This window comes from Bradyrhizobium sp. P2_E8 (assembly GCF_056403875.1).
Genome location: NZ_JBFUES010000195.1, coordinates 1 through 9,433, shown reverse-complemented (window position 1 = coordinate 9,433; position 9,433 = coordinate 1). Strand labels below are relative to the sequence as shown.

Sequence of the window (9,433 nt, the reverse complement as noted above, 5' to 3'; positions counted from 1 at the left end):
AACGGGGATACGCCGGTCAGCCAGTATTCATGCGTGAGCAGGTACAGGCCGACCAGCTTGAGCGGAAACAGCGGAATGATCGGCACCGCGAACACGATCAGCGTCATGGCCGGTGGCAGCGCATCGACACGCTCCGTCAGCCATTGCTTGAAGCGCGCGAGCGGAATCGCTGCGACAACCCGCGCGACGATCGGTTCGAGGTGGTCCCACAGCCAAGCTTCGATCAGAAAGATGATCGCCAGCAGGACCCAGACCGGTTGAAGAAGGCGGCGCAGCATGTGTTGTCCCGCCCGAACAGACTCGGGGCGTGGCCTACATATGGATGGCCCGCTTGCCGACTGCAAGCGCGGCTTCCTTGATGGCCTCCGAGCGGGTCGGATGCGCGTGGCAGGTGCGTGCGAGATCCTCCGCACTGCCGCCAAACTCCATGAGAACGCACGCTTCATGGATCATTTCCCCGGCTTCGCGGCCGATAATGTGCACGCCGAGCACGCGATCGGTCTTCGCATCTGCGAGAATCTTCACAAAGCCATCGGTGGTCTGGTTGACCTTGGAGCGGCCGTTGGCGGTAAAGGGAAACTTCCCGACGGTATAAGTCACGCCCGCCTGCTTCAGTTCCTCCTCGGTCTTGCCGACGGCGGAGACTTCCGGCGTGGTATACACGACGCCTGGGATAACGTCGTAGTTCACGTGGCCGGCCTGCCCTGCGATGATCTCCGCAACCGCAACGCCTTCATCTTCGGCCTTGTGCGCGAGCATGGGGCCCGCGACGACGTCGCCGATCGCGTAGACGCCCTTGAGGCTGGTGGCGAAGTGCGGATCGATCTGCACGCGGCCGCGATTGTCGAGCGCAACGCCGGCCTCCTTCAGGCCAAGGCCATCGGTGTAGGGCACGCGGCCGATGCAGACGAGCACGACGTCGGCTTCCAGCGTCTCCGCAGCGCCGCCGGCCGCGGGCTCGATCGTCGCCTTCAGCGTCTTGCCTGATGTGTCGACCGCAGTGACCTTGGCACCGAGCTTGAATGCAAAGCCCTGCTTTTCGAGCATGCGCTGGAATTGCTTGGCGATCTCGCCGTCCATGCCGGGCAGGATACGATCCAGGAATTCGACGACGACGACTTCGGCGCCGAGCCGCTTCCACACCGAGCCGAGTTCGAGGCCGATCACGCCGGCACCGACGATCAGCAGCTTGCCCGGGACCTTGTCCAGCGACAGCGCGYCGGTCGAGGACACGATGCGCCTCTCGTCGATCTCGATGCCCTTGAGACGCGCGATGTCCGAGCCGGTGGCGATCACGATGTTCTTGGTCTCGATCACCTGCGACTTGCCGTCGGCGGAGACTTCGACCTTGCCGGTGCCCAGGATCTTGCCGGTGCCCTTGAGCACGTCGATCTTGTTCTTCTTCATCAGGAACTCGACGCCCTTGACGTTGCCGTCGATGCCCTGCTGCTTGAAGTTCATCATCGCGGGAAGCTCGAGCTTCGGCGTGGAGACGGACACGCCCATCTTGGCGAAGGAATGCGCGGCCTCCTCGAACATTTCGGAGGCGTGCAGCAGCGCCTTCGAGGGCATGCAGCCGACATTGAGGCAGGTGCCGCCGAGGGTTGCGTTCTTTTCGACCACGGCGACTTTCATGCCGAGCTGGCTGGCGCGCACCGCGCAGACATAACCGCCCGGTCCGGTGCCGATGACGACGAGATCGTAGGTAGCCATGAGAGAAAGTCCCGTGAGTTTAGCGTGGAAAGATGCGTCAGCGTCCGCCGGACACATCGAGAATGGCCGAGGTGACGTAGGAGGCATCGTCCGACATCAGCCAGACGATGGCGTTGGCGATTTCCTCGGCGGTGCCGACGCGCTTCATCGGCACCATATGGGCCAGGCGATGCGCGCGGTCGGGCTCGCCGCCGGCAGCGTGGATTTCGGTGTCGATCAGGCCGGGCCGGATCGCGGCAACGCGAATGCCTTCGCCCGCAACCTCATAGCCGAGGCCGACGGTGAAGGAATCGATCGCGCCCTTGGACGCGGCATAATCGACATAGGTGTTGGGTGCGCCGAGGCGGGCTGCGACCGACGACAGATTGACGATGACGCCGCCCTTGCCGCCATGCTTGGTCGACATCCGCTTCACCGCCTCGCGCGCGCAGAGGATGGAGCCGGTGACGTTGACCGCCATCACGCGCTGGATGCGCTCGGCCGTCATCTCGTCGACGCGTACGCCGCTCTTGCCGACGATGCCGCCATTGTTGACGAGGGCGCCGAGCGTGCCGAACTTGTCCGCCTGCTTGAACAGTTCGATGATGTCGCTTTCCTCGGCGACATCGCATTTCACCGCGATGGCCTTGCCGTTGCTGGCCGCGATCTGCGCGACGACTTCGTCGGCAGCCTGCTTGTTGCTGGCGTAGCCGACGACGACACGGAAGCCGCGTGCGGCCGCCGCGATCGCAGTCGCCCGCCCGATGCCGCGGCTGCCGCCGGTGATGACAACGACTTTATCCGTCACGCGCCCCTCCATGGTTCGACACGCGCCGTCGCGCGAGAGGGCGACGGCGCTCGCAGAGCATCAGCGATCAGAGATCGAGCACCAGCCGCGCCGGATCTTCCAGGCTCTCCTTGACGCGAACCAGRAAGGTGACGGCTTCCTTGCCGTCGATGACGCGGTGATCGTAGGACAGCGCCAGATACATCATCGGGCGGACCTCGATCTTGCCGCCGACGACCATCGGCCGCTCCTGGATCTTGTGCATGCCGAGGATGCCGGACTGCGGCGCGTTCAGGATCGGCGTCGACATCAGCGAGCCGTAGATGCCGCCATTGGTGATGGTGAAGGTGCCGCCCTGCATCTCGTCGATCTTGAGCTGGCCGTCACGGGCGCGGCGGCCGAAATCGGCGATGCCCTTCTCGATGTCGGCGATCGACTTGTGGTCGCAGTCGCGCACCACGGGCACGACGAGGCCCTTGTCGGTGCCGACGGCGACGCCGATGTGATAGTAGTTCTTGTAGATCAGGTCGGTGCCGTCGATCTCGGCGTTGACCGCCGGGATGTCCTTCAGGGCCTGCACGACCGCCTTGGTGAAGAAGCCCATGAAGCCGAGCTTCGAGCCATGCTTCTTCTCGAACGCGTCCTTGTAGTGCGCGCGCAGCGCCATGACGTTGGTCATGTCGACCTCGTTGAAGGTCGTCAGCATGGCCGCGGTGTTCTGCACGTCCTTCAGACGACGCGCGATGGTCTGGCGCAGCCGGGTCATCTTGACGCGCTCTTCGCGGGCGGCGTCATCGGCCGGCGACGGCGCGCGCACCTGGACGGCGGCGGCGGGCTGGTTGACCGGGGTCGGCGCGGAGGCGGCGCGCTCGATCGCGGCAAGCATGTCGCCCTTGGTGACGCGGCCGTCCTTGCCGGAGCCGGGAACGGTCGAAGCGTCGATGCCGGTCTCGGCCGAGAGCTTGCGCACCGACGGGGCGAGCGGCGCGTCGGCCGGCGGTGCCTTCGCGGCCGGAGCCGATGCGGCAGCAGCCGCGGCGGCGGGAGCGGCAGCGGGCTTGGCGGGAGCAGCGGCCGGCTTGGCCGCGCCAGCGGCGCCTTCGGTGATCTGGCCGAGCAGCGCGCCGACAGCAACGGTCGCGCCGTCAGCGGCAATGATCTCGCTCAGCGTGCCGGCGGACGGCGCCGGGACTTCGATGGTGACCTTGTCGGTCTCGAGCTCCACCAAGGGCTCATCGACGGCGACGGGGTCGCCGGCCTTCTTGAACCAGCGGCCGATGGTGGCCTCGGTGACGGATTCGCCGAGCGTCGGCACACGAATTTCAGTCATGGTCTTTTCCTTAAGGGATCGCCGGTGCGGTCTTAAATTTCATATGTCATCGCCCGCCTGGTGCGCAGTTGCGCACGGGGGCGGGCAATCCAGTACGCCGAGACGTTGGTGATGAGCACGAACGCCGCAGAGTACTGGATGCCCCGCCTTCGCGGGGCATGACTCAGTCCAAAGTTGCTTAGCTCAGTGCTTCGTCCAGGAACGCCTTCAGCTGAGCCTGATGCTTGGACATCAGACCCGTGGCGGTCGCGGCGGAAGCGGCGCGGCCGACATAACGCGGACGCCGGCTCACACCGTTCACCTGGTTCAGCACCCATTCCAGATAGGGCTCGATGAAGTGCCAGGCACCCATGTTGCGGGGCTCTTCCTGGCACCACACCATTTCGGCCTTCTTGAAGCGCGACAGCTCGGCCACCAGCGCCTTCAGCGGCACCGGATAGAGCTGCTCGACGCGCATCAGGTAGATGTCGTCGATGCCGCGCTTCTCGCGCTCTTCGTAGAGGTCGTAATAGACCTTGCCGGAGCAGAGCACGATGCGGCGGACCTTCTCGTCGGGGACGAGCTTGATCGCCTCGTTCGGCAGCATCTGGGCGTCATCGTACAGGATGCGGTGGAAGGTCGTTCCCTTGGCGAGCTCTTCGAGACGCGACACCGCCCGCTTGTGACGCAGCAGCGATTTCGGCGTCATCAGGATCAGCGGCTTGCGGATCTCGCGATGCAGCTGCCGGCGCAGCACGTGGAAGTAGTTGGCCGGCGTGGTCGGATAGACCACCTGCATGTTGTCTTCGGCGGACATCTGGAGATAACGCTCGAGACGCGCCGAGGAGTGCTCCGGTCCCTGGCCCTCATAGCCATGCGGCAGGAGGCAGACGAGACCGGACATGCGCAGCCATTTGCGCTCGCCCGAGGAGATGAACTGGTCGAACACGACCTGCGCGCCGTTGGCGAAGTCGCCGAACTGGGCTTCCCACAGCGTCAGCGTGTTCGGCTCGGCGAGCGAGTAGCCGTATTCGAAGCCGAGCACCGCTTCTTCCGACAGCAGCGAGTTGATGACCTCGTAATGGCCCTGCTCGTGGCCGAGATGGTTGAACGGCGTGTAACGGCTCTCGTCCTCCTGGTCGATCAGGACCGAGTGACGCTGCGAGAAGGTGCCGCGCTCGGAATCCTGTCCGGACAGGCGGACATGGTGGTTCTCGTTGAGCAGCGAGCAGAACGCCAGTGCCTCGCCGGTCGCCCAGTCGATGCCCACGCCGGTGTCGATCGCCTTGGCGCGGTTGTCGAGGAAACGCTGGATGGTGCGGTGGACGCGAAAGCCGTCCGGCACCTTGGTGATCTTGCGGCCGATATCCTTCAGCGCGGTGATGTCGACGCCGGTGACGCCGCGCCGCGCATCCTCTTCCTGGTCGGCGATCTTGAAGCCGGCCCACTTGCCGTCGAGCCAGTCGGCCTTGTTCGGCTTGTAGGAAGTGCCGGCCTCGAACTCGGCATCGAGCCGCGAGCGCCAGTCGGCCTTCAGCTTGTCGACCTCGCCCTCGGTGACCACGCCCTCGGCGATCAGGCGCTTGGCATAGAGCGACAGCGTCGACGGATGGGCCGCGATCCGCTTGTACATGACCGGCTGGGTGAACGCCGGCTCATCGCCCTCGTTGTGGCCGTAGCGGCGATAGCACCACATGTCGATGACGACCGGCTTGTGGAACTTCTGCCGGAATTCGGTCGCGACCTTGGCTGCGAACACCACCGCTTCCGGATCGTCGCCATTCACATGGAAGATCGGCGCGTCGATCATCTTCGCCACATCCGACGGATAGGGCGACGAGCGCGAGTAACGCGGATAGGTGGTGAAGCCGATCTGGTTGTTGACGATGAAGTGGACGGAGCCGCCGGTGCGGTAGCCCTTCAGGTCGGAAAGCCCGAAGCACTCCGCGACCACGCCCTGGCCGGCGAACGCCGCGTCGCCGTGCATCAAAAGCGGCATCACCGAGATGCGCTGGTCCGGCGGATCGCCGTGCTGGTCCTGCTTGGCGCGGACCTTGCCGAGCACCACGGGATCGACGATCTCGAGATGCGAGGGGTTCGCGGTCAGCGACAGATGGATGCGGTTGCCGTCGAACTCGCGGTCCGAGGACGCGCCGAGGTGATACTTGACGTCGCCCGAGCCTTCGACCGCATCAGGGTTGGCCGAGCCGCCCTTGAATTCGTGGAACAGGGCGCGGTGCGCCTTGCCCATCACCTGCGTCAGCACGTTGAGGCGGCCGCGATGCGGCATGCCGAGCACGACTTCCTTCACGCCGAGATTGCCGCCGCGCTTGATGATCTGCTCCAGCGCGGGGATCAGCGACTCGCCGCCGTCGAGGCCGAAACGCTTGGTGCCGGTGAACTTGGTGTCGCAGAATTTTTCAAAGCCTTCGGCTTCGACCAGCTTCATCAGGATGGCGCGGCGACCTTCGCGGGTGAAGGAGATCTCCTTGTCCGGCCCCTCGATGCGCTCCTGGATCCAGGCCTTCTGCGCAGCATTGCTGATGTGCATGAACTCGACGCCGAGCGTCTGGCAGTAGGTGCGCTCGCAGATCGCGGTGATCTCGCGCAAGTTGGCGTATTCGAGGCCCAGCACGTGATCGAGGAAGATCTTGCGGTCGAAGTCGGCTTCGCTGAAGCCGTAGGTGCGCGGGTCGAGCTCTTCGCGGTTGCGCTGAGCTTCGATGCCGAGCGGATCGAGCTTGGCGTGGAAGTGGCCGCGCATGCGGTAGGAGCGGATCAGCATCAGCGCGCGGACCGAGTCGCGCGTCGCCTGAAGCACGTCGGCGGAGGAGATCTCGGCACCCTTGGCCTGCGCCTTGGCGGCGATCTTGGCGCCGACCGCCTTCTCGACCTCGGCCCAGTTGCCGTCGAGGGCGGAGGTCAGGTCGTCCTGCGGCGTCAGCGGCCAGTTGGCACGCTCCCAGGACGGGCCTTCGGCATTCTTGCGGACGTCGTCCGGCTGGTCCTTCAGGCTCTTGAAGAACTCCTGCCACTCGGCGTCGACCGAGGACGGGTCCTTCTCGTAGCGGGCGTAGATTTCGTCGATGTAGGTGGCGTTGGTGCCCTGCAAAAAGGAGGAGAGGGCAAAGGCTGCGTTCGCGTCTTGGCGAGACATACTTGAGTTCCTGGCGATTTCGGTTCGCGCATAACAAACGGCGCTGGCGCTGGGCTCCCCGGCAGAGGCCCAGCGCGATTGGCACCATTTACCCTATTTGCTGCGAAACTTCGCCCGGAAAAGTACGAAGAAGTGAATTAGCCTTTCAACTTTTCGGCAAGCGTGTGCCCGAGGCGGGCGGGAGACGGCGACACTGTAATCCCAGCCGATTTCATCGCGTCGGTCTTGGAACCGGCGTCGCCCTTGCCGCCCGAAATGATCGCGCCGGCATGGCCCATGCGGCGGCCGGGAGGGGCGGTGACACCGGCGATGAAGCCGACCATCGGCTTCTTGCGACCGCGCTTGGCCTCGTCCTTGAGGAACTGGGCGGCGTCCTCCTCGGCGGAACCGCCGATCTCGCCGATCATGATGATCGATTCGGTCTTGGGGTCGGCGAGCAGCATTTCCAGCACGTCGATGAACTCGGTTCCCTTGACCGGGTCGCCGCCGATGCCGACCGCGGTGGTCTGGCCGAGGCCTTCCTGCGAGGTCTGGAACACGGCTTCATAGGTCAGCGTGCCGGAGCGGGAGACGATGCCGACGCTGCCGGTCTTGAAGATGTTGGCCGGCATGATGCCGATCTTGCATTCGCCGGCGGTCATGACGCCCGGGCAGTTCGGCCCGATCAGGCGCGACTTGGAACCGGCCAGCGAGCGCTTCACGCGGACCATGTCGATCACAGGAATGCCTTCGGTGATGCAGACGATCAGCGGGATCTCGGCGTCGATGGCTTCGCAGATCGCGTCCGCCGCGCCCGGCGGCGGCACGTAGATCACCGACGCATCGGCACCGGTCTTCTCACGCGCCTCGCGCACCGTGTCGAACACCGGCAGGCCCAGATGCGTCGCGCCGCCTTTGCCCGGCGAGGTGCCGCCGACCATCTTGGTGCCGTAGGCAAGCGCGGCCTCCGAGTGGAAGGTGCCGTTCTTGCCGGTGAAGCCCTGGCAGATGACCTTGGTGTTCTTGTCGATCAGGATGGACATGAGGTCTGCTTTCGCGAAACTAACGAGTGAGAGGTCAGTGGATGCGGCGGTAGACGCCGGTGAGCACGTCAGCCCAGCCTTCCGCGTCCGGCGAGAACTGGATCTTCAACGAGTAGGAATTGTCGTCGATGATCTCGTAGACGTGGCGCGCATTGCCGCGGAGCGAGCCGCGCACCAGCGTCAGGGTCTTGCCGACCCACCCGCCGGAGGCGGGCGAGGGCGGCGTGTATCCGAGCGAGTCGTACCAGAACAATTTGTAGGTCCGGTCCTCGCGGTCGTAGGTGAAGAGGCCGTGGGTGGCGAAGATCTGCTTGCCGTCGCGCATCTGGATTGCGTCCTGGATCAGGTAGAACCCGTTCAGGTCCATGCGCGCGACGACGTGCGAGGTGGCCGGCCCGCCCGCCGTCCAGCGCGACGGGAAGACCACCTCTTCGCCATCCCATTCGCCGGCGAACGCGGCGAGGCGCGTGTGCTCTGCGAGCGGAGATGATGCGGCGAGATGGTCTTGGGCCATGGCCTTAGCCTCCCTTGACGGCCTTCACGATCTTCTGCGCGGCGTCGTCGAGATTGTCGGCCGGCACCACGTTCAGACCGGATTCACGGATGATCTTCTTGCCCAGCTCGACATTGGTGCCTTCGAGGCGAACCACCAGCGGCACGCTGAGGCCGACCTCGCGCACGGCGGCCGTGACGCCTTCGGCGATCACGTCGCACTTCATGATGCCGCCGAAGATGTTGACCAGGATGCCCTTCACGTTGGGATCGGCGGTGATGATCTTGAAGGCGGCCGCGACCTTCTCCTTGCTGGCGCTGCCGCCGACGTCGAGGAAGTTCGCCGGCGCCATGCCGTAGAGCTTGATGATGTCCATCGTCGCCATGGCGAGACCGGCGCCGTTGACCATGCAGCCGATGTTGCCATCGAGCGTGACGTAGTTGAGGTCGTACTTGGACGCCTCGATTTCCTTGGCGTCTTCCTCGGTCTCGTCGCGCAGCGCGAGCACTTCAGGATGACGGAACAGTGCGTTGTCGTCGAACGACACCTTGGCGTCGAGCACGCGGAGCTGGCCCTGCTTGGTCACGACCAGCGGGTTGATCTCCAGCATCGACATGTCCTTGGCGACGAACGCCGCGTAGAGCTGCGCGGTGAGCTTCTCGGCCTGCTTGGCGAGATCGCCGGAGAGCTTCAGCGCGTTGGCGACGGTGCGGCCGTGATGGCCCATGATGCCGGTCGCGGGATCGACCGAGAAGGTGACGATCTTCTCCGGCGTGTTGTGCGCGACGTCCTCGATGTTGACGCCGCCTTCGGTCGAGACGACGAAGGAGACGCGCGAGGTCTCGCGGTCGACCAGGAGCGAAAGGTAGAACTCCTTGTCGATGTCGGAGCCGTCCTCGATGTATAGGCGGTTGACCTGCTTGCCGGCGGGGCCGGTCTGGATCGTCACCAGCGTGGCGCCCAGCATCTGCTT

7 protein-coding genes and 1 pseudogene are annotated in these 9,433 nt (G+C 64.9%); all 8 read right to left on the bottom strand.

Annotation, left to right across the window (positions count from 1 at the left end; translation table 11 throughout):
• Positions 1–278, bottom strand: a pseudogene (locus AC1D00_RS13490) (hypothetical protein); the annotation flags it as partial.
• Between the two features lie 34 nt (positions 279–312).
• Positions 313–1,713, bottom strand: coding sequence for a dihydrolipoyl dehydrogenase (lpdA, locus tag AC1D00_RS13485; RefSeq protein ID WP_477011004.1), 1,401 nt, complete (start codon positions 1,711–1,713; stop codon positions 313–315).
• A gap of 37 nt (positions 1,714–1,750) precedes the next feature.
• Positions 1,751–2,500: an SDR family oxidoreductase gene (locus AC1D00_RS13480; protein WP_167771541.1), complete on the bottom strand. Its 750-nt coding sequence runs from the start codon at positions 2,498–2,500 to the stop codon at positions 1,751–1,753.
• A 67-nt stretch (positions 2,501–2,567) separates the two neighbouring features.
• Positions 2,568–3,809, bottom strand: coding sequence for a 2-oxoglutarate dehydrogenase complex dihydrolipoyllysine-residue succinyltransferase (gene odhB / locus AC1D00_RS13475; RefSeq protein WP_477011003.1), 1,242 nt, complete (start codon positions 3,807–3,809; stop codon positions 2,568–2,570).
• A gap of 178 nt (positions 3,810–3,987) precedes the next feature.
• Entirely contained in the window at positions 3,988–6,945 is a 2,958-nt protein-coding gene (locus tag AC1D00_RS13470; RefSeq protein ID WP_135178809.1) for a 2-oxoglutarate dehydrogenase E1 component, read from the bottom strand.
• 137 nt (positions 6,946–7,082) lie between these two features.
• Positions 7,083–7,967 (bottom strand): succinate--CoA ligase subunit alpha, encoded by an 885-nt coding sequence (gene sucD / locus AC1D00_RS13465; protein ID WP_025575976.1) that lies wholly within the window; start codon positions 7,965–7,967, stop codon positions 7,083–7,085.
• A 34-nt stretch (positions 7,968–8,001) separates the two neighbouring features.
• A complete protein-coding gene (locus AC1D00_RS13460; protein ID WP_135178808.1) occupies positions 8,002–8,481 on the bottom strand; it encodes a DUF1579 family protein in 480 nt (159 codons plus the stop codon).
• A 4-nt stretch (positions 8,482–8,485) separates the two neighbouring features.
• A partial coding sequence (sucC, locus tag AC1D00_RS13455) for an ADP-forming succinate--CoA ligase subunit beta (RefSeq protein ID WP_477011002.1) occupies positions 8,486–9,433 on the bottom strand: 948 nt, incomplete at its 5' end.

Coding starts and splice junctions, on each gene's coding strand:
- AC1D00_RS13470 (WP_135178809.1), bottom strand. CDS start 6,945: ATGTCTCGCCAAGACGCGAACGCAGCCTTTGCCCTCTCCTCCTTTTTG.
- sucD (WP_025575976.1), bottom strand. CDS start 7,967: ATGTCCATCCTGATCGACAAGAACACCAAGGTCATCTGCCAGGGCTTC.
- AC1D00_RS13460 (WP_135178808.1), bottom strand. CDS start 8,481: ATGGCCCAAGACCATCTCGCCGCATCATCTCCGCTCGCAGAGCACACG.